The organism is Ochrobactrum chromiisoli (assembly GCF_026241335.1).
Taxonomy (GTDB): Bacteria; Pseudomonadota; Alphaproteobacteria; order Rhizobiales; family Rhizobiaceae; genus Brucella; species Brucella chromiisoli.
In genome coordinates this window covers 58,690-79,580 of sequence record NZ_JAPHAV010000014.1, presented here as the reverse complement: position 1 = coordinate 79,580, position 20,891 = coordinate 58,690, and the positions used below count along the sequence as shown (strand labels likewise).

Sequence of the window (20,891 nt, the reverse complement as noted above, 5' to 3'; positions counted from 1 at the left end):
TGCACATATTGCTAATGCGCGTGCGCCGGGATGGTTCCGAAATTTTTGCTTTTTACGGATTTTGGCTTTTTGACAGCAGTTTTGCCTTGGAAATCATGTATTCTTCGGCTGAAATCATGTGTTCTAGGGCTATTTTGCGCGCATCTTCGGGGCGGTTTTCAATCAAAGATGCCAAAAGGCGATGCTGAAACAACAGGCCTTCCTCGCGCGAGCTGGGTGTGGGATCGGCATAAATTGCGCGGGCGAGGGGCATATCACGCAGCAGCTTATGGGTAAGGCGGCAGATAAATCCGAGAAGCCGGTTGGGGCAACGTTGTGCAAGCTCGCTGTGAAAATCGAGCTCTGCTACGCGCTGCTGAAACTGATCATCAAGATTTTTCGGCGCGCGGTCGTAAAACCGCATCGTGCTTTCCAGCCTTTCCAGATCGGAACTGTCCAGCTTGCCTGCAAGCGATGCCGCAATTTCCGGCTCAAGCAGCTTGCGTATGGCATAAATCTCTTCAAGACCCGGTTGATCGAAGAAAAAATAATGTCCCAGCATTTCCATAGCATGTTCCGCCGATGGTTCGGCTACGAAAACACCGCCGCCTGGGCCGGTCCGCGTGAACAGCAGGCCCTGGGTTTCAAGCGCTTTCATCGCTTCGCGCACTGTCCCTTTTGCCGCCTTGAATTGGTCAATCAGGTCTTTTTCCTGCGGCAGCCGGTCACCGGGTTGCAGGCCTTCTGTCTGAATGACATGCCGGATACGCTCAGCAATCACCTCGGGCCGTCGCTTCGCTTTGCCTGGCGAAGCAGCATGAAGTTTGGTGCGGCTGTTTTGGGCCATGCCTTGCTACTCTCTTTTTATACGCGGCGCGCTATCGATAAGCTGACGTGTATAGGCATGTTGCGGGTTGGTAAAAAGGTCTTCCGCCGTGGCTTCCTCGACTATTTTCCCATAATACATCACAGCCACGCGGTCACTGATCGCCTCAACAACCGCAAGGTCGTGACTGATGAAAAGATAGGACAGGCCAAATTCCTGTTTCAACGCATCAAGCAACAGCAGCACTTGTGCCTGAACCGAGACATCGAGCGCACTAACCGGCTCATCAAGAACGATGATTTCAGCATTTGCTGCAAGTGTTCGGGCTATGGCGATGCGCTGCGCCTGTCCACCGGAAAACTCATGTGGATAACGTGATAAGGTGTCTTTGGGCATTTGAACGGCGTCGAGCAGCTCTTCCATGCGCCTTTGGCGCTGGCCTTGCTCAAGCCCCCCAAGAAGTTTCAGCGGCGTTTCGAGGATTTGTCGGATGGTCTTGCGCGGGTTAAGCGAAGCAACCGGGTCCTGAAACACATATTGAATAACTTTGCCAAAAGCCCGTGGTCCGGAACGTCGAAGAGCGCTTGCATCCTGACCGGCAATTGTCATTGTTCCATCGCTTGGGTCTGTCAGGCCCACCAGCATGCGCGCCAAAGTGCTTTTGCCGGAGCCACTCTCGCCGACAATGGCCAGGGTTTCACCACGTGCCAGAGTAAGCGAGACTGACTTGACCGCTTCGACGGTGTGGCGCTGTTTGCCAAAAATTGGGCGTCCGCCACCAAAGGTTTTGCTCAGATTGTGCACGCTGATTGCTGCGTTTGTCATGTTGCAACACCCCTCTGCTTATCATTGAACAGCTTTGCAACCCGGTCGTGAAAGCCCCCTCCCTGACCCAGTTCCGGCACGCAGGCAATCAGCCGCTTGGTATAGTTATGCTGCGGATCTGCGAGCACAGCCTTTGCGGTGCCTGTTTCAACGATTTCGCCATCCTTCATAACGGCAACGCGATCACAGATTTCAGAAACCACGCCAAAATCATGGGTGATGAACAACAGTGCCATACCCCGTTCGCGTTGCAGATCGCGCAGCAATTCGAGGATACGTGCCTGCACCGTGACATCAAGTGCGGTCGTGGGTTCGTCCGCAATGATAATATCGGGGTCGTTGGCAAGCGCCATAGCGATGCCGACGCGCTGGCGCTGACCACCGGAAAGCTGGTGCGGATAATGGTCTGCGCGCTCGGGAGCGTCGGGAATGCCGACTTTCTCAAGCAAAGCGATTGCCTGCCTTCGGCGTTCGGATGCGCTCATCGTGCTATGCGCGCTGATTGCTTCCTCTACTTGTTTGCCGATTGAATACATCGGATGCAGCGTGGTCAGCGGATCCTGAAACACATAGGCAACTTTGCTGCCGCGCGTTGCAGTCAGTTCGGTTTCCGTCATATTCAGCACGTCGTTCCCATCAAGATAGATGGCACCATTGCGGATCAATCCAGGCGGTGAGGCAACCAATCCCATGATGGAAAGCGCTGTCACGCTTTTGCCAGAGCCGCTTTCGCCAATCAGGCCAAGGCATTCGCCACGATTGAGATGCAGCGATACTTGCTTGACCGCCGGTGTGTAGCTGCCATTGTTGACGAAGCCGGTTTCGAGTTTTTCAACGGCCAGAGCTGCGTCGGGCATCGCGGCTTTGGGCACGCTTCTGTTTTTGGCAATGGCGGTTCGTGCGCCGGGTCTTGCCAATGCACCGGAACGAAGCCGTGGATCGAGCACATCGCGGACGCCATCGCCCAGAACATTCAGGCTGATGACAATCAGAAAAATCATCAGGCCCGGCACAATGGAGACATGCGGTGCCGTGAACATTTGCGCGCGGCCTTCGCCAAGCATAGAACCGAGATCGGCTTGCGGTGGTTGTGCCCCAAGACCCAGAAAGCTCAAACCGGCTGTTTCAAGGATCATCCAGCCCGCCGTTGTCGACATGGTGATGACAATCACCGGCAACACATTTGGCAGCACTTCTGTGAGCAGAATTGAAATATGCCCCTTGCCTGAAAGCCGTGCGGCATCAACAAACTCACGATTGGCAAGGCCGAGTGCGGTGCCGCGCACATTACGCGCAAAGAAGGGAATATTGACGACCGCAATTGCATAAAGTGCATTCATCAATCCCGGCCCAAGGGCTGCGACGATTGCAAGCGCCAGCAGAATATAGGGGAAAGCCATCAACATATCGACGCCGCGCATCATCAGATTATCTGTGCGTCCGCCTGCATAACCCGCAACGATGCCAATGGTTGAGCCGATGATTGCGGCAATCAGCGTGGCTGCAAAGCCAACCGCAATCGAAACACGAGAGCCCCACAGAAGGCGGCTGAGAATATCGCGACCGAGCTGATCGGTGCCCAAAAGATGCCCCGCGCTAAAGACGGGTTGCAGCCTGTTGGCGGGTGCTGTCGCATCCGGGTTCGGCAGCGGTAGGATGGGCACGATGAGGATGAGAACGCAGATCAGTGCCAGCAGGAAAAAGCCAAAAGCTGCAAGGCGATTGCTCATCAGCAATTGCCATGACGACAGACGTTCAGGCGTGTCCGAAACTGCGCTCATGTGCGTATCCTCGGATCAAGCATGGTCTGGATGACATCGGCAAGCAGATTAAACAGCACATAGCTGGCTGCCACGATCAGCACGCCGCCCTGCACAAGCAGGATGTCGCGGGTCGAAATTGCCTTGACTAGCATGGCGCCGATACCGGGCCATTGAAACACGGTTTCAATATAGACCGCGCCGCCCAGCACAAAGCCTGCCTGAATGCCGATAACGGGAATGACACTGACAAGGGCCGCACGAAAGGCATGTCCGTAGATCACGCGGCGCTCGTTCAGCCCCTTGGCGCGTGCTGTGCGGATATAATCCTGCCGCAGCACTTCAAGCATTGCACCGCGCGTTAATCGTGCAATCACACCAGCCGCAACCACGGCAAGGGTGGAAGCAGGCAGGATCAGGTGCCAGATGAGATCTTTGAGATCACCGCCGCCATAGACCGCATACATGCCGGAAGCGGGAAGAAAACGCCAGTGAACCGCGAAGAGGTAGATCAGCAGAAGCCCAAGCCAGAAAGATGGGATCGAAATGCCAGCAAGCACGATGAAAGTAATTGCGCGATCAGCCCATCCGAACTGACGAACCGCGGATATGATGCCAGCGAAAAGCCCGAATATCGTGCAGAGCACGAGCGCAACGCCTGCCAGAATGAGCGTGGCATGAAACCGTTCCAGCACTTCATCAAGCACCGGGCGGTTCAACACGAAGGAGCGCCCGAAATCCCCATGCAGGAGGTTGCTGATCCAGATGAAATATTGCTGGATCAACGGCTTATCAAGACCGAGGTCGCGGTTGATCCGCTCGACATTTTCCGGCGTGGCATAAGAGCCGAGGAGGGCTGTTGCGGTGTCGCCGGGAATTGATGCCATCACCAGAAAGACGATGACCGATAGCCCGAAAAGCACGGGAATGACTGCGACGAGCCGCTTGAGGATATAGACTGGCATTGGCTCTCCTCCGCTTTATATTTTGCATCAAAGGCTTTGGCAAATTTGCGCCAGCCACATGATTGCTGGCGCAATGTTTTATTGCTTGGTTACATCTTTGAGATGCAGCAGGAACGAAGGTTGAAGCCTGAAATTCTGCACGGCTGCGGTGGTGACGGCGTTTTGTTTCCAGTTGGCAACGAAAAGCCATGGCGCATCGTCGTGAACAATCGACTGAATCTCGCCATAGAGCTTGCCGCGCTCCGCCTGATCCGTTGATTGACGCGCTTTGGCCAGCAGGTCATCGACTTTGGGATTGGAATAATAGCCGGAGTTAAACCCGCCCTTGTCTGGCAATGCTTCGGTGCGCAGTGTGAGGAAGGGAACCGTATCCGGGTCATTGGTCATCCATGCCATTTCGGCCATGTCCGCCTTGCCATCAAGACCGGAATTCACACGACCAAGGAAGGTGTTCCACTCGTAGGTTTCGATTTTCACTTTAAAGCCTGCGGCCTGAAGATCGGCCTGAATGGCAGCACCCATATTGATCGGATCAAGCATCCCAGAGCCGCCTTCCGTGACATAGAAGGTCAATTCCGGATTGGTCTGATCTGCTTCCTGAAGCAGGGCTTTGGCTTTTTCGAGATCATAAGGATAAGGCTCGGTCGTATCGTTAACCCAGTTGAAAGCGGGCGGCACCGGACCGGCTGCAACGGTGGCAGAGCCTTGCAGGACGTTATCGACCAAGCCTTGTTTGTTGACTGCATAATTTGCGGCCTGACGGACTTTCTTATCTGCAAACGGACCGCTCTTCGTGTTGAGAATGTTAAACCACACATGGGGCCCGGCCTGTTCTGCGACAGCAAAATTCGCATCCTGTTTGAAGGTCGCAAGGTTATCCGGCGGCACCTCAACCATGATGTCGATACCGCCTGCCATCATTTCAGCGACGCGGGTATTGGCATCGGTGATAGGCCGGAAGACAATCGCATTGAGTGTCGGTGCCGTGTCCCAATAATCGGGATTGCGCTCAACCACCACTCGCTGACCGGATTGCCATTCAGCAAATTTGAACGGACCGGTTCCCGATGGGTGGCGACCAAATTCAGTGCCATATTGTTCGACGGCGGCTGGCGAAACGATGAGGCCGGTCGGATAGGCGAGGTTTGACAGGAAGGGCGCGAACGGCTCTTTCAGTTTGAATTCGACGGTGTTTGTATCGACCGCATTCACGCTTTCGATGGATTCAAAGTTGAAAGACAGCGGGAATGGACCGGTATTATAGAAAGGGTGATCCTTGTTCAGCATCCGCTCGAAGTTGAATTTGACCGCCTCGGCATTGAAATCGGAGCCGTCGTGGAATTTGATACCTTCTTTCAGCTTGAACTTATAGGTTTTTCCGTCATCTGAGATGGTCCAGCTTTCCGCAAGCGCTGGCTCAATCTCAAGCGTCCCATCCTTATAGCGCACCAGACCATCATAGACGTTTACAAGGATACGAAAATCATTGGTTGCTGTCACCGTATGAGGGTCGAGTGATTGTGGTTCGGCGATCTGCCCCACAATCAGCACATCGGGCGGTGTCTGCGCGCCAGCGTGAAATGTCGCTGAACCCAGAACCAGAGTGGCCGCGGTTAAAACGGCGCGAAATAACCTCTTCATCAGCGGTTCCTTTCGTTTGGCCATGTTTGCCTGCAAGTCTGTCTGGGTTAATTTATAGGGAGAAAATGGAGTTTATCAATAAATTATCATAATTAATTTACGCGCATGAAAAAGGCGGGATGAACCCGCCTTGCCAATGTCGTCGCCTGAATGGCTATTCTGTCGGCGTGTCTTCGGGCTTCAAATCCTGCTCAGCCGTGGTCGATGTCTGATGGGTGAAGCCCTTGAGACCCTTGGTTGTTTCCTCAGCATCGCGCTTGATCTCGACATCACTCATTGCATAATGAACGCTCAGCTTTGCGATGGAGGTGAGTGCGCTCAAATGAATGCGCTCATAGCCATGCGAGGCATCCACACCAAAGGTCAGAAGCGCCGTGCGCACATCATGTCCGGCCTCGACAGCCGATGCCGCATCCGAGCGATAATAGCGGAAAACATCTTTCTGCACGGGGATATCGTGCTCGCCGCAGAGCTCGTATAGCTTCCGGGTGAGGTGATAATCGAACGGGCCAGTCTGGTCTGCCATGGCAAGCGTTACACCAAACTCCGATGAGTTCTGTCCGGGTGCGGTTGTGCCATTATCGATCGCCACAAGCGATGCTATTTCAGGAACAACGACAGCAGAAGCACCCGCTCCGACCTCTTCAGCAATCGTGAAAAGCCAATAGGTGTCAACGGGCGTTTCAATATTCAGGCGTTGCATGGCTTCAAGAGAAGCGAGCATGATGGCAACGCCGGCCTTGTCATCGAGATGCCGCGAAACAATAAACCCGTTGTCAATGAACTCCGGCATTGGATCAACGGCAACAATATCGCCCACATCAATGCCAAGTTCGATCAGGTCTTCCTTGTTGCGGGCAAGCGCATCCACGCGCAGCTCAATATAATTCCAGCCGACAGGGAGCGTATCCACTTCTTCATTAAAGGTGTGACCGGAGGCTTTCAGCGGCAGGATGGAACCGCGATAGATACCTTTGGAGGAAAAGATCGAAACGCGCGCACCTTCGGCAAAGCGTGCCGACCAGTTGCCAATTGAAACAAGCTCCAGCCGTCCGTTGGATTTCAGATACTTAACTTGCGCTCCGAGCGTGTCTAAATGGGAGACAATACCGCGCGCTGGTTTACGGGATTTTCCATTGCGACGTGCGCGGATCGCCCCGCGCCGCGTCAGAATGACTTCGAGGCCGAGCCGCTCCAGTTCGCGTGCAACAAAATGCACTGCTTCGTCTGTGAAGCCGGTCGGGCTTGGAATTGCCAGCAGGGCCGCTAATTTTTCGAGGAGATAGTTTTGATTGATCGCAATTTTGGTCATGCCTGATAATTTATTGGTAAGTTTTCAGACGTCAACTGTCGAATATAATTTAAATTTTTATACAGTCGTTCTGGCTTTATCGATTTTTCCCTGTGAAATATCTATAAACAACTAAAAAATATCAATCACTATAGAAGTTTTATATATTGAAAATATTCAATTAATTTACGTATTATAATCATGTATTTTAAATGTTTATTAGTTTAAATTGAAATTATATCTAATTATTTAACATATTTGCTTATTTAGTGAAATAGTCGATTTTGTTAAATATTCAGACACCGGTTTTGTATAAGAGAGTTGAGCGCAATAGCCGTGGGGAATAGTCCTGATGTTGAGCATTCGTAATGGCAATGACAGGCTCTTTATTGCGCTCGCGGCCATTCTGGGAATTTTAATTACTCTTATGCTCGGCCAAATTGAGCTGGTGCGTCTGTCTTATGCTCGACTGAATGATTATCGCGATAACGTGCTGTCCAATGCAGTTGATGTCGCCCATGATGGGCGCAATACGCTTGCTTTAATCAATAGCAGTGATCGCGAACCGTGCTCGGATGAGGATTTAACAGAAATCCGCCGTCTTGCATTTAAGGCACCGTTTTTACGTGATGTTGGGCGTGTGGAAAACAACCGGATCATCTGTACGGCGCTCTGGGGGCGTTTCTCTCCGCCGGAAGTTTTGCCGCAACCAGATCGCGTGGTGGATAATGGACATCATTTGTGGGCGAATGCATCCAATATAGGCAAGCACTCCGGCAATGTGGATATGGTCGCGAGGGGATCAGCCATCGTCTTCACATCGCCGATTGCATTCGCTCTACACGAGAAAGCAGATGCAAATTTGAGTGCACATGTGATCAGCCGCGACGGCCATTACATCTATCGTTCATTTGGTGATGTCAGTCATCTGCAGACGGATATGCCGCACCAGCTTGCATGGTATGATTTAAGGTCTCGCCGTCTTGTTTCGCGATGCGATGACGATTTTGATATCTGTGTTATTGCAAGTCTTACCGGGGTCAGCGTGTTACAGCAGCCGGTTGGCGTATTGCTGGCAATTGCAGGCTTTGGGGCACTGGTTGGTGGAGGAGGGGGGCTTGCTGCGGTTCGCTGGCGGCGGGGATATGCATCACTGCCTCAGCAGATAAAGCGGTCAATTGCTACGGAACGCATGAGTGTTGTTTATCAGCCACTGGTAAGGCTGCATGATGAGAAAGTGATTGGCGCTGAGGTGCTGGCGCGCTTGCTTGATGATCTCCATAACTCCATTTCACCGGACGTTTTCATTCCGATCGCCGAAAAGCTTGGTATCATCGGGGATGTAACGCGTCTTATCATACGCAATGCGCTGAAAGAGATGCAGCCTTTTTTGAAAAATAATGGCAATTTTTATTTGAGTATCAATGTGTCTGCGGAAGATGTTCTCGACACTGAATTGCGTGTTTTTCTGGAAAATGAAGTGAAGCGCCATGGCTTGTCACCATGCCAGATCATTTTGGAAGTGACAGAACGTTCAACGGCACATCATAGCCATCTCATTGAAAAGATGAAGTCGTTTCGAGAGAGTGGTTACGAGTTTTTCATTGATGATTTTGGAACAGGCTATTCCAATCTCGCTTATCTGGCAAAGCTTCCAATCAGCGGTATTAAGATCGATAAAATGTTTACGCAGGCAATTGGAACAGAGGCAGTCAGCGCTGAAATTGTCGAGAATATCTGTAGCATTGCGCGCCGCCTCGACTTGAAGATTGTTGTCGAGGGGATCGAAAAGCCGGAGCAGGCCGCTTATGTGTTAAAGCTCCACCCGGATGCTGTCGGTCAGGGTTGGCTGTTTGGACGCCCGGTGCCAATTGCTAATTTCAGTCTGAAACGAGGCAAAGAATGCTGACTGGCTATGGCGATTGAATGCTCTGAGTTGTTAAAGGTTTCAACCGGCGCACAGTGTTGGTGTTCAACGGTGTCGCGGGCTGGTCAAATGGAAGCGCGGGAAGATTTCCATATTGAGATAGTCTTCATCGAAGCTGGAAATTTGCGTGAGGGCCGGCTTGTTGAGAAATTCAACAAGATTGTTGCGAAAAGTCAGCAAGCCATCGCTACGCAGCTCACGTAACATACGGTTGATATGAATGGCGGTTAGCCCCAGTGCATCGCCAAGCTCTGTCTGGGTGAGGGGGCAAAAAAAGGAAACCGCATTGCCCGTGCCGTTTAAACGCGCGCGATGCCCGAGTTCAAGCAATAGATGCGCCACACGTACCAGCCCGCTGCGCCGCCCGATGCTGATGACATGTTCAACAAGAATGGCGCGCTGTCGCGCCATCAGCTCTATAAAAGTCATGGCCAGGCGCGGCGATTTCACAAGACATTCCGTCAGGTGGTCGAGAGAAAGTTCAAAAACGGACATTTCGGTCACCGAAATCAAAGTGTAGTAATTAAAGCCGATGCCCGTGCGGAAGCCCAGAAAATCCCCTTTCATGGGAAAGTCGAGTATCTGGCGATCTCCATCGGCCAGATCACGATAGATGCATCCCCAGCCGCTCTTGATAATGTGAAGCGAGTTTGCCCAGTCGCCCTGACTGCTGACGATGGTGTGGGGTGCATAGGTTTTCACCAATACGGGCAGCGCACCAAGAACGTTAAAGTCGTTTTCTTCAAAAACCGCACCAATTGGCGGGCTCTCCAGAAAATGGCGCAGTGTTTTTGAATCGTCAACATTCACAATCATTGGCATTCGTCCTGCCGCCGCCCAAAAATTGGAGATTGCTTCTTTAGCGATTCGATTTTTAGTGATCGTTTGGGGGCCGAAGCGCTTCCATAAATGTCAGCGAGCGCTGCTATTTTGACAAGGTAGTAATTTCTACCACTAATTGCGTATATTTATAATATTTTCCTAAACCATATTTCACGTAATTGCCTAATCTAGGTTAATGACACTGTTTTAAAATTCGGGCAATCTTCTGGTTAACAAAATAAAAAATAAGAATTGATTACGAGGTTTAAAATAAACCTCTCGGAAATCATAAACAGGTGGCCGCTGCGCTTAACTCATTGCGTTTTAAGAGCAATGAATCGTGCGCTTAAAAGGGGCTAGAGGGCAAAAAGATGAACGTTTCTCCGAGTTTTAACAGCAGAACCAGCGAAAATAATAATAAAAGCCAGGTTATCGCGAAAGATTCATCATCAAAATCAGCAGATTCTTTTGATGGTATTCTACCGTTACTTGTTATCATCGATAACCGTGCATTGGATCGTGAATGCCTTGCACATGGGCTCAACAACCACAGTATTGAAATGTCGATTGCCACGTTCAGTTCGTTTGAACAATGGCAGCATCAGCGGCGTGGACGCACTGTCCGCGCGGTCCTTTTCAACATTGGTGGTCAGAAGGTTTCGGACCCTGCGGTCGGCAATTATCTCAACCGCATCGTCAATGATTGCGCGCCCGCTCCGGTGATTATTCTTGCGGACAAAGAAGATATTTCGCAGGTTCTCAAAGCGCTCGATTACGGTGTCAAAGGGTATATCCCGACCTCTGTCAATGTGAATGTCTGCGTGGAAGCGCTGCGGCTTGCCATGGCTGGCGGCACCTTTGTTCCTGCCAGCAGCGTGCTGGCTCTTCGTCACGCGACCGACCCCAATTCGCACCGGCTCCAGCCTCTGGGTGGTATGTTTACCCTGCGTCAGGCGGAAGTGGTCAATGCGCTGCGTCGCGGCAAGGCGAATAAGATTATTGCGTATGAGCTCAAGCTTCGTGAAAGCACGGTCAAGGTCCATATCCGCAATATCATGAAGAAGTTGAAGGCGTCCAACCGGACAGAGGTTGCCTGCATTATCAACGAGATGTTCCCTTCGGAAACATCCTTTTCCGATCTGCAATAAGCGTCGACCGTCCCCACCGCACAATCTTAACCAATTGTTTTAACGCGCTTCTTACCCGAAGATCACTTCGGATGCCTCGGGATGCGCTTTAAAGGAGATTTCTTGTGATCATCTCCGATGTTTCATCAGGGAGCGCGCGTCAGCCGCTGGCTGAGCTGCTTGAAACCGTAAAACGAAGAAAACTCTTGCTGATCGTCCCTGTCGTGGCGGGAGCATGCATCGGCTTTGCAGGTTACCTCACGGCACCTGTCAGCTATGTGTCGGAATCGGTACTGGTGCTCGATATGCGACGCGTGCAGGCGCTTCCAAATGAGAGCGCGATTACACCTTTGCCGCAGGACAGCCCGGTTCTGCGGTCTGAACTTGATATTATCAGTTCGCGCATGATGGCACGCAAGGTTATCGACATTCTGCAGTCCGAAAATATTTTCGTACCGACGGAGTTTCGTTCGCGCACGGTGCTTTCTTCTGCGGCACACAGTGCGACGCAGGACAGGGGCGCGCGAGACGTCGATGCGGTTGCGCGCGAAAGGCAGCGCATTGATCTTCTGCTTTCTCGTTTGCGCGTCAACAATGATGGGCGTTCCTATACGATTTTCATTTCTTATCGCGCATCCGATCCGGTTTATGCGGCCCAGGTCGCCAATGCTTTTGTGACGGCTTATCTTGAACATCAGATTGATGTGCAGCAATCGGCTGCGCGACGTGTCAGTGAATGGCTCGGCGAAAAGCTTGTGACATTGCGCAGCAATCTTGAAGATGCCGAGCGTGCTGCTGAAGATTTCAGACAGAAATCGCGCCTTGCCGGTGATCCGGGCCAGATCAGTTTTCAGGCGCAGCGGGTCGCCGCATTGAACACCGAAATCGTGGCTGCAACAGGTGCGGTATCGCTTGCCGAAGCACGGCTTCGTACAGCAGAGTCTCTTAAAAACAAAAATGAAGCGCCAGCCCTGACCGAGGTTCTGGCGTCGCCTGCCATTCAGTCCCTGCGCAACGAACAGGCGCGGGTCGAGCGCCAGCTGGATGAACTGCGCTCAAACGGCGCCTTGAAGAGTGCTGAAATCCCGGTTCTTGTAGCGGAGCGTGAGGCGCTCAAGCAGCAGATCACCGCGCAGGTTGACGAAATCACCAAAAGTCTCGGCAATGAAATTCAGATTGCCCGGCAACGGCGCACAGGGCTTGAAGCCGCGCTCAGGAGCGCTGAGGCAGAACTGGGCGAGGCCAATAAGGCGCAGGTCAAAGCCGTGCAGCTTGACCGTGAAGCCAATGCAAGCCGCACGGTCTATGAGAGTTATCTTACGCGTTACAAGCAACTCATCGAGCAGGACGGCATTGCGGTGCCCGAAGCACAGATGATTTCGGCTGCCGAACCCGCCATGGCCAAAGCCAGCCCCAACCTTGCAAACTGGCTGTTGCTGGGTTTGGGGCTTGGCGCAATGGTATCGCTCGTGGGTACTGTATTGCGGGAGACCTTCGACAAAATTCGTCCGGCACAAACCGCTTCCTTTACGCTGCCCGGAATTCCGGCTGCAACTTTGCTGCCGCTTTCTAACCAGCTGACTGTGCCGCTTCTCGTCAACCGTGGACTTGATCCGACCAGTGCTTTCGGACGTGCAATAAAATCGGTGCATGATCGTTTGCGCATGCTCACGCGTGGCCGCGATTCACTGGCTCTTTCCGTGGTGTCTCTCACTGAGAATGAAGGGAAAACGCTGCTTATAACAGCACTCGCCCAACAATTTGCGGCATCGGGTGTGGCCGTCGCCGTGATCGATGCCACCAACCGGCATTCGCGGCTTTCCGAAGCGTTCGGGCTGCCCGGAACTGGCTATGGGGGCGTTTCAACGGATCGCCAGATTTCAGGCGCAACGCTTATTCATGATCACGGTTCGGGGATCGACATCATTACGCCGGGCGATCATCTGCAGGAGGGAGATTGGCTTGCGGAACTGATTTCTCAATTGCGTGCGGATCACAAGATTATCCTCGTCGATCTGCCTGCCGTAATGGAAGACAAGCGCGCGGTTCTGCTCTCGCGGGCAACCGATACCACGCTTCTGGTCGTGCAACCGGGGCACAAGGATCAACATGCAAATCATGCGCTGATCCAGACAATGGCGGCAATGGGCCGCAAACCTGCGCTTGCTGTGGTGAACCAGGTTTCGACCTCCTATCGAAGCTGGATCAATATTGTCTGGGCTTATTGCCGACCCATGGGCAGACGAACAGGGGCATTTCTGCGCGCCGCAATAAAGCGGCGCAACAGAGCTACTGATAACGCCCAAGATAGGGCCTGAGGGTTCAAAAATGCTAAAGAGATCAAGCATATCCAGACACGCTCGTTTGATGGCGCAATTCCGGGCGACGATGCTGTCAGGCTTTATCATTCTTGGTGTGGGCCATGTCGTGCACGCACAAACGGAGGCACCAGCACAGGCTTATCGCGTGAGCCCGAATGATGTTTTGCAGGTGACCGTTTATGGCCAGCCATCTCTCACTGGGCTTTATCCTGTCGATGTGGACGGCAATATTGGCTATCCGGTGGTTGGAAATATCAATGTCATCGGTCTGACAACCCCGCAGATCAGTGAAAAAATCGGAAGCGTGCTTTCACAACACATTCCGGGACTGACCGTGACGGCGACGATCAATCAATATGCGCCGGTTTTCATCGTTGGCGATGTGAAGGCTCCGGGGAAATATGAATTTCGCCCGGGAATGGTTGCGCTTCAACTGATGGCGCTGGGTGGCGGGGCCGGCAAAGGCGAAGCGCCTGCGGTGACAGCGGGCATGCAGCTTATCACGGCGCAACAGGAATATGCCGATTTGCAAATGCAGATCACCACAACAAGCATCCGCCGGGTGCGTCTTCAGGCTGAGCTTAACGGGGTTGATTTTAAATATGACCTGCCGGATCAACCGGGTGGCAATAAACAGGCGACTGCGCTGAGTCAGCATATGTTGGATGGTGAAAAGACCCTGTTCAATGTGCGTCGCAGCAATCTGGCGGCGGAGCGTCAGGCACTGGAAGCGCAGGTTGCAAGCTATGGCGACGAAATCCAGACGCTGCAGCAAAGTATCAAGCTTCACGATGCAGAAATTCAATTGCTGCAAGAAAATGTTGAATCAAGCAAATCCCTTGTTGATCGTGGACTGGCTGCGAAATCCAATCTTCGCGATATGGAACGCGATCTTTCGGCAACCCGCCGGGATGCACTGGAACTGGGATCGTTTCTGGCCCGTGCAAGACAAAATCAACTCGCAGTTCAACAGCGGATCGCCAATCTGGAAGAAGTGCGCAAAAGCGAGGCGGCAAACAGTTTGCAGGAACTGGATCTTAACATTGCGCGTATGGAATTGCGTGCCAATGCACAACTTCAAACCATGGCTGAAATTGCCAAGTCATCTGGTAATATTTCATCGTCAGATATGCGCCGCAAACTGGTCTTCACCATCAGCCGCAATGTCAGCGGCGCCTTTGAAGATATTGTTGCCAATGAACGCACCGAAATCAAACCCGGTGATATTCTGCGCGTTGAGCTGGATATGAGCCAATTAACCGGTTCACCGTCATAACGCACTGATTTGAAAATCACTGAACCAAAAGGCGCTTCACATTCATGAAGCGCCTTTTTATATTTGGTGCGGAGCCTTTCACGCTGCGATGGACGCCGCACCGTCTTTGACCCAGGCTTGATAAACCTTTGCAATGCCATCTCTGAGGCGAATATTCGGCTTCCAGCCCAGCGCATGCATCCTGGACGTGTCCAGAAGCTTGCGCGGGGTTCCATCGGGTTTGCTCAGATCATGGTCCAGCCTGCCTTCAAAACCCACAACATCAGCGATCGTCAAGGCAAGCTCGCGGATCGAAACCTCTTCACCGGAGCCGATATTTATGGGCTCAATGCTGTCGTTGAATTGCAGCAAATGCACACACGCATCCGCAAGATCATCGACATGCAGAAATTCGCGCAAGGGCTTGCCACTGCCCCAAAGCGTGATGTGATCGTAACCGTTGATCTTTGCTTCATGAATGCGGCGCATCAGTGCCGGCAAAACATGAGACGTGTTGAGATCGAAATTATCGTTCGGCCCATAAAGATTGGTCGGCATGGCGGTCATGAAATGATTGCCAAACTGCCGCGAACAGGCTTCCGCATATTTCAATGCCACGATTTTTGCGATGGCATAGGCTTCATTGGTGGGTTCCAGTGCCCCCGTTAGAAGTGCGGATTCGGTGAGCGGTTGTTGCGCATCACGGGGATAGATGCAACTTGATCCAAGCCAGAGCAGGCGCTTCACATTTGAGACATGGGCCGCATGAATGACATTCATGCCGATGGCGAGGTTGTCGTAAAGAAAATCTGCCGGATATTCAGAATTTGCGAGAATGCCCCCGACCCGCGCCGCTGCAACAATGATAACATCGGGTTTGTGATGCGCAATAAATTGCTCCGTCGCACTCTGTCGTGTCAGATCAAGATCATGATGTGCGATGGTTATGAGGTCACAATCTTCCGATTGAAGACGTCGCAAAATTGCCGACCCCACCATGCCGCTGTGACCGGCAACGAATATTTTCTTGCCCGACAGCGCATAGACAGGGCGAGGCATTTCATTAGCCATAGAAATCATTGCGCCCAGCCTCCCGCATGATGTTGCGCATATCCCAGTCAACCATTTCGGTGACGAGATTTTCAAAGCCGGTGGTGTGCTGCCAGCCAAGCCGGTTCTTTGCCTTGGAAGCATCGCCCAACAGAAAATCGACTTCGTTGGGGCGGAAATAGCGTGGGTCGATCTCAATCAGGCATTGCCCGGATTTTGGGTCGAGGCCGATCTCGTCAACGCCATCACCATGCCATTCGATGTGCTTGTCCACGGCTTTGAACGCGTGCTCAACAAATTCACGCACTGTATGGGTTTCGCCCGTGGCGAGCACATAATCATCGGCCACATCTTCCTGCAAAATGCGCCACATGCCTTCAACATAATCGCGGGCATGGCCCCAGTCGCGTCGCGCGTTCAGATTGCCAAGCCGCAATTTGTCCTGAAGTCCCCGTTCGATGGCAGCAACCGCGCGTGTGATCTTACGTGTCACGAATGTTTCGCCGCGCAGTGGGCTTTCATGGTTGAACAAAATACCGTTTGAGGAATGAAAGCCATAGGCCTGGCGATAATTAACTGTCGTCCAATAGGCATAAAGCTTTGCGGTGGCATAGGGACTGCGCGGCGCAAACGGTGTTTGCTCGCTCTGGGCATCGGGCGAGCTGTTGCCGAACAGTTCGGATGTTGATGCCTGATAGAAGCGGCATTTATCGCCCAACCCCAGAATGCGCATGGATTCAAGCAGACGCAACGTCCCCAGTGCATCTGCATTGGCCGTATATTCCGGCGTTTCAAAACTCACCTGAACATGGCTTTGTGCACCAAGATTATAGATCTCGTCGGGACGCACTTCCTGAATGACACGGCATAGATTGGTCGCATCGGTCAGGTCGCCAAAATGCAGCTTGAAGCGGATCTCCTCCTCATGAGGGTCTTGATAGAGATGGTCGATACGCGAAGTATTGAACGAAGAAGACCGCCGTTTAAGCCCGTGCACCCGATATCCCTTGTTGAGCAGAAGCTCACTGAGATAGGCACCATCCTGTCCAGTCACGCCAATGATGAGAGCTGTCTTTTCCTGCAAGGTTTTTCCTCCGACCAGAGTTCGATACAGCCATGATAGCGATTTGAGCGCCCGGCATAACGGCTTCAAAACGGTATGTGAGGCGCTTTCCATTCCACTTAGGATGAGCATGACAAAGTGCGGAACATGCGCTGTATCAACAAAAGAAGTAGGCATCTCGCCTGCGGAGTATGTTTCCTATGCGATTGGGCTTCTTGCGGTATGGGAGAGGGTATCGCCATGGTGTTGGTAACCGAGCAACAGGAAGCCAAAATCATGCGTGTCGTGCTTGCCAACCGGTATTTTTATCCCGATCAATCTGCGACGAGCCGAATGGTGACAAGTCTTGCGCATGAACTGGTGCGCGAAGGTGTTCAGACGACGGTTCTTGCCAGCCGCAGCTATCACGATAAAAGCAAAGAGACATTGCCCGCACGTGAAACGATAGACGGTATCGATGTGCACAGGATCTGGACGTCGGGTTTTGGCCGCAAAAAGCTTATGGGACGTGCGGTCGATTACGCGACATTCCACCTCTCCGCGGCCGCATGGTTTGCGACCCACGCCAAAAAAGATGATCTTTGCGTGGTCTGCACAGACCCGCCTTTGCTTTCGGTATCAGCGGCGCTGCCGATCCGGTTTCGCAGCGCACATCTTGTCAATTGGGTTATGGACCTGTTTCCGGAAACGGCCATTGAACTTGGGTTGATGAAACACAAGAGCATGTCGGGCAGGCTCGCGGTTGCTTTGCGCAACTGGTCGATGCAGCAAGCAGCGCTAACGATCTGCCCGATTGAACGCATGGCGCGGTTTTTATCAGCCAAAGGCATTGCTCAAGAAAAGCTGGCCGTTGTTCATCACTGGGCCGACAAGAACGAAATCCTGCCGGTCCGTCGCGACGAAAATACATTGCGGCATGCATGGGGCCTTCAAGACAAATTCGTGATTGGTTATTCGGGAAATTTTGGCCGGGCGCACGAGTTTGGCACTGTGCTCGATGCAGCAGAACAGCTTCAAACGATCCCTGATATTGCATTTCTGATGGTCGGCGAGGGGCAGCAACGCGGCTATGTCGAGCGCGAGGTGAAGCGGCGCGGATTAACCAATGTTATCATGAAGCCTTTCCAGCCCGTCGAGCAACTTTCAGAGAGCTTGAGCGCGGCGGATGTGCATCTTGTCTCGCTGAAACCCGCACTTGAACATTGCATTGTTCCCAGCAAGTTCTATGGCGTTTTAGCTGCCGCACGCCCAACGATTTTCATCGGTGATCCTGAGGGCGAAATAGCCAATGTCGTGCGTGATTTTCACTGCGGTCTGTCGCTCTGTCCGGGTGAGGTGGAGATGCTGGTAAGCGCGGTGCTGCTGCTGCGAAACTCGCAGATCAATCGCAACGCGATGGGCAACAATGCCCGTTATTTGATGGAGACGGCCTATTCAAGAGAGATCGGTGCGGCTGTCTGGCAGTCCGCTGTCGGGCGCATCGGCAAGAAAAGCGGGTTCACGGCGATGCCTGTTCTCGACCGCCCGTTTCACGCGGAGAAACTGTGATGGATGGCTCGTTTGTTGTCAGTCAACTCGGCGCGCGTATGCACTATGCTGTACCGCGCATTTTTGCCAGTCATCAGAAACTTGCGCATTTTTATACCGATATTTGCGCGCTTCAGGGGTGGCCGCGATTGTTAAATGGTCTGCCCTCATCGGTGTTGCCTGCATCGGTGCGACGGCTGATCGGGCGCACGCCGCAGGATATTCCGCAGGACAGGATGACGACCTTCCCAAGTTTCGGCCTGCATTCAGCGGTCCGCAGGCTTTCGCATCAGACCGGGCCACAATCCACCGCCAATGCGATCTGGGCAGGTGAAACATTTGGCAAACTGGTTGCAGCAAGCGGATTTCACGGAGCCAGCGGGGTCTATGCCTTTAGCGGTGAAGCCTATGAATTGTTAAGCGCTGCAAAAAAGCAGGGTCTCTATACGGCGGTCGAACAGATGATTGCTCCGCGTGGCGTTGTGGACCAACTGGCCTGCGAAGAAGAGATTTTAAACCCCGGTTGGCAACTCTCAGTTGCGGATGACGTAAACGCCGAGGCATTTGCTGCCAGAGAAAAGGCGGAATGGCAGATCGCGGATGCCGTGATTTGTCCTTCAAACTTTGTCGCAAAGCATGTCATTGAAGCGGGTTGTGCATGCGAGAAAGTGATTGTTGTGCCGTATGGGGTCGATGACCGTTTTTTGATCGGGCCGCGCCAGCGCGAACCGGGACCATTGCGGGTTTTGACAGTGGGCGCTGTGGGTTTGCGAAAAGGCTCGCCCTATGTGGGCGCGGTTGCACGAAAACTCATCGGGCAAGCGCAGTTTCGTATGGTGGGGCCCGTCGATATTCAGCCGGCTGCACAGGAAAAGCTTGGCAATGTGGTTGAACTGACTGGCCCAATCCCGCGCAGCGAAATGCGAGCGCAATTTCAATGGGCCGATGTGTTTTTGTTGCCATCGCTGTGCGAGGGTTCGGCAACTGCCTGCTACGAGGCATTGGCTGCGGGGCTTCCGGTTATTTGTACTGAAAACACCGGCAGCGTCGTGCGCCATCGAACAGATGGGTACATTGTGCCTATCCGCGATGTTGATGAGACTGTCGAAATTCTGCGCGAGTTTTCGGACAGTCCCGCAACCCTCTCCAGAATGAGCGTCAATGCCCGTGAAAGAGCACGTGATTTTACGGTCGTTCGCTACGGCGAACGGCTGGTTGAAGCCTTATCTCACTATTCAGCAGGGGCTGCTTCATGAATATTGTGCATGTGATAGGGTCTTTTGATCCCGCCAAAGGCGGTCCGCAGGCCGTTGTCGTGCGTCTGGCTGCGGCGCAAGCCGCGCTCGGACATGAGGTAACGATTGTCAGCTATAGCGACGACGAGGTGAATTACCGTGCATCGAAGGCGACCGCTACGATCCCTGACTTTGTAAAGGTGCGGACATTTCTGCTGCCCATGCCGGATATTCGGGAAAAATTGCTGGGGAGCCGCGCATCAAAGGCGATGACGGCGCTTATATGCGCAGCAGATTTTGTGCATATGCATGGCGTTTGGGAAACCAACTTATTGAGAGCCGCGATGCTTTGTCGGCGTTATGCGGTGGCTTATTGCATATGCTGTTGCGGGATGCTCGATCTATGGAGTATGCAGCAAAAATCATGGAAGAAGCAGCTCGCCTTAAAGCTTGGTTTTCGCAAAATGCTCAATGGTGCAGCCTTCATTCACGCACTTAATCAGGACGAAATCGACCTGATGCGGCCATTGGGATTGAGGCCGCCCGCAATCATTATTCCAAACGGCATATTCCTCAATGAAGTTGAGGGCGGTGAAGGCGACAGGGCTGGATTGCCTGATCGGCCTTTTGTGCTTTTTCTGTCCCGATTGCATTATAAGAAAGGTCTCGACATTCTGGCTGATGCTTTTCGTCAGATCGCGCCTTTGTTTCCTGAAATTGACCTCGTGGTTGCAGGACCCAATGGCGGTGCGGAAGCCGAATTTCGCCAAAGCATTGCTCAGGCCGGTCTTGAAAATCGCGTGCATGTGACCGGTGGACTTTACGGTCCGGCAAAGATTGCAGCACTGAAAAATGCTGCCTGTTTTTGTCTCCCCAGCCGTCAGGAAGGGTTTAGCGTCGCGATTACCGAAGCGCTCGCCTGTGGCGTGCCTGTGGTCATCACCGAGGCCTGTCACTTTCCGGAAGTCGCGCAAGCAGGCGCTGGTGTTGTGTGTAATCTTTCCGCTCACGATGTTGCAGCCGGGTTGATTGCGATCCTTGAAAATCGAGATCTTGCGGGCGCGATGGGCGCTGCTGGCAGCCGTCTGGTGCGTGAGAATTATACCTGGCCGCGCATTGCCCTTCAGACCATTGATGCCTATCAAAACTGTAAAGTTCCCAACAAAGGGAGCGTTTCCGGTTTGGGCAGGCTTAACTCAGTTGCGTCTGCATAAGTTTTATCTCTTTGTTTTTCCCCATCGTCTCACGCAAAGCCGCTTCGTACTTTTGCTGGAATG

16 protein-coding genes are annotated in these 20,891 nt (G+C 52.7%); 7 read left to right on the top strand and 9 right to left on the bottom strand.

Annotated elements, in window-relative coordinates:
- Nucleotides 1-52: 52 nt before the first annotated feature.
- From OPR82_RS19020 to OPR82_RS18995, 6 genes are all read right to left on the bottom strand, one after another.
- Nucleotides 53-826 carry a FadR/GntR family transcriptional regulator gene (locus OPR82_RS19020; RefSeq protein WP_265986463.1) on the bottom strand — a complete coding sequence of 258 codons (774 nt, stop codon included), beginning with the start codon at nucleotides 824-826 and terminating at the stop codon, nucleotides 53-55.
- A gap of 6 nt (nucleotides 827-832) precedes the next feature.
- The gene (locus OPR82_RS19015; protein ID WP_265986462.1) at nucleotides 833-1,630 is read right to left on the bottom strand and encodes an ATP-binding cassette domain-containing protein; all 798 of its coding nucleotides are present in this window, start codon (nucleotides 1,628-1,630) and stop codon (nucleotides 833-835) included.
- On the bottom strand, nucleotides 1,627-3,411 hold the full coding sequence (locus OPR82_RS19010; protein WP_265986461.1) for a dipeptide/oligopeptide/nickel ABC transporter permease/ATP-binding protein: 1,785 nt from the start codon (nucleotides 3,409-3,411) through the stop codon (nucleotides 1,627-1,629). The genes OPR82_RS19015 and OPR82_RS19010 overlap by 4 nt, the downstream gene beginning before the upstream one ends.
- Nucleotides 3,408-4,355, bottom strand: a complete 948-nt coding sequence (locus OPR82_RS19005; RefSeq protein WP_265986460.1) for an ABC transporter permease — start codon at nucleotides 4,353-4,355, stop codon at nucleotides 3,408-3,410. Before OPR82_RS19005 ends, OPR82_RS19010 begins: the two co-directional genes overlap by 4 nt.
- 78 nt (nucleotides 4,356-4,433) lie before the next feature.
- Nucleotides 4,434-5,996 (bottom strand): ABC transporter substrate-binding protein, encoded by a 1,563-nt coding sequence (locus OPR82_RS19000; RefSeq protein WP_265986459.1) that lies wholly within the window; start codon nucleotides 5,994-5,996, stop codon nucleotides 4,434-4,436.
- Between the two features lie 154 nt (nucleotides 5,997-6,150).
- Entirely contained in the window at nucleotides 6,151-7,308 is a 1,158-nt protein-coding gene (locus OPR82_RS18995; RefSeq protein WP_265986458.1) for an osmoprotectant NAGGN system M42 family peptidase, read from the bottom strand.
- 331 nt (nucleotides 7,309-7,639) lie between these two features.
- Here OPR82_RS18995 and OPR82_RS18990 point away from each other — a divergent pair, with 331 nt between their 5' ends.
- Nucleotides 7,640-9,196, top strand: coding sequence for an EAL domain-containing protein (locus tag OPR82_RS18990; protein ID WP_265986457.1), 1,557 nt, complete (start codon nucleotides 7,640-7,642; stop codon nucleotides 9,194-9,196).
- Between the two features lie 63 nt (nucleotides 9,197-9,259).
- Here OPR82_RS18990 and OPR82_RS18985 read toward each other — a convergent pair whose 3' ends face one another.
- Entirely contained in the window at nucleotides 9,260-10,030 is a 771-nt protein-coding gene (locus tag OPR82_RS18985) for a Crp/Fnr family transcriptional regulator (protein ID WP_265986456.1), read from the bottom strand.
- A gap of 377 nt (nucleotides 10,031-10,407) precedes the next feature.
- Between OPR82_RS18985 and OPR82_RS18980 the strand changes: the two genes are divergently transcribed.
- The 3 genes from OPR82_RS18980 (at nucleotide 10,408) to OPR82_RS18970 (ending at nucleotide 14,760) form a co-directional block, all read left to right on the top strand.
- Nucleotides 10,408-11,184, top strand: coding sequence for a response regulator transcription factor (locus OPR82_RS18980; RefSeq protein WP_265986455.1), 777 nt, complete (start codon nucleotides 10,408-10,410; stop codon nucleotides 11,182-11,184).
- Nucleotides 11,185-11,288: 104 nt separating this feature from the next.
- Nucleotides 11,289-13,481 carry a GumC family protein gene (locus tag OPR82_RS18975; RefSeq protein WP_265986454.1) on the top strand — a complete coding sequence of 731 codons (2,193 nt, stop codon included), beginning with the start codon at nucleotides 11,289-11,291 and terminating at the stop codon, nucleotides 13,479-13,481.
- A 10-nt stretch (nucleotides 13,482-13,491) separates the two neighbouring features.
- Nucleotides 13,492-14,760 carry a polysaccharide biosynthesis/export family protein gene (locus OPR82_RS18970; RefSeq protein WP_265986453.1) on the top strand — a complete coding sequence of 423 codons (1,269 nt, stop codon included), beginning with the start codon at nucleotides 13,492-13,494 and terminating at the stop codon, nucleotides 14,758-14,760.
- 78 nt (nucleotides 14,761-14,838) lie between these two features.
- On the opposite strand, the gene OPR82_RS18965 is transcribed toward OPR82_RS18970, so the two are convergent.
- Together OPR82_RS18965 and gmd are read right to left on the bottom strand one after the other, a co-directional pair.
- A complete protein-coding gene (locus OPR82_RS18965; protein WP_265986452.1) occupies nucleotides 14,839-15,819 on the bottom strand; it encodes a GDP-L-fucose synthase family protein in 981 nt (326 codons plus the stop codon).
- On the bottom strand, nucleotides 15,803-16,873 hold the full coding sequence (gene gmd / locus OPR82_RS18960) for a GDP-mannose 4,6-dehydratase (RefSeq protein ID WP_265986451.1): 1,071 nt from the start codon (nucleotides 16,871-16,873) through the stop codon (nucleotides 15,803-15,805). The genes OPR82_RS18965 and gmd overlap by 17 nt, the downstream gene beginning before the upstream one ends.
- A gap of 255 nt (nucleotides 16,874-17,128) precedes the next feature.
- Between gmd and OPR82_RS18955 the strand changes: the two genes are divergently transcribed.
- The 3 genes from OPR82_RS18955 to OPR82_RS18945 are packed head-to-tail and all read left to right on the top strand — an operon-like array spanning nucleotide 17,129 to nucleotide 20,828.
- A complete protein-coding gene (locus tag OPR82_RS18955; protein ID WP_265986469.1) occupies nucleotides 17,129-18,400 on the top strand; it encodes a glycosyltransferase family 4 protein in 1,272 nt (423 codons plus the stop codon).
- Nucleotides 18,400-19,635, top strand: a complete 1,236-nt coding sequence (locus tag OPR82_RS18950) for a glycosyltransferase family 4 protein (RefSeq protein ID WP_265986450.1) — start codon at nucleotides 18,400-18,402, stop codon at nucleotides 19,633-19,635. The genes OPR82_RS18955 and OPR82_RS18950 overlap by 1 nt, the downstream gene beginning before the upstream one ends.
- Nucleotides 19,632-20,828 carry a glycosyltransferase gene (locus tag OPR82_RS18945; protein WP_265986449.1) on the top strand — a complete coding sequence of 399 codons (1,197 nt, stop codon included), beginning with the start codon at nucleotides 19,632-19,634 and terminating at the stop codon, nucleotides 20,826-20,828. The genes OPR82_RS18950 and OPR82_RS18945 overlap by 4 nt, the downstream gene beginning before the upstream one ends.
- Nucleotides 20,829-20,891: the final 63 nt, after the last annotated feature.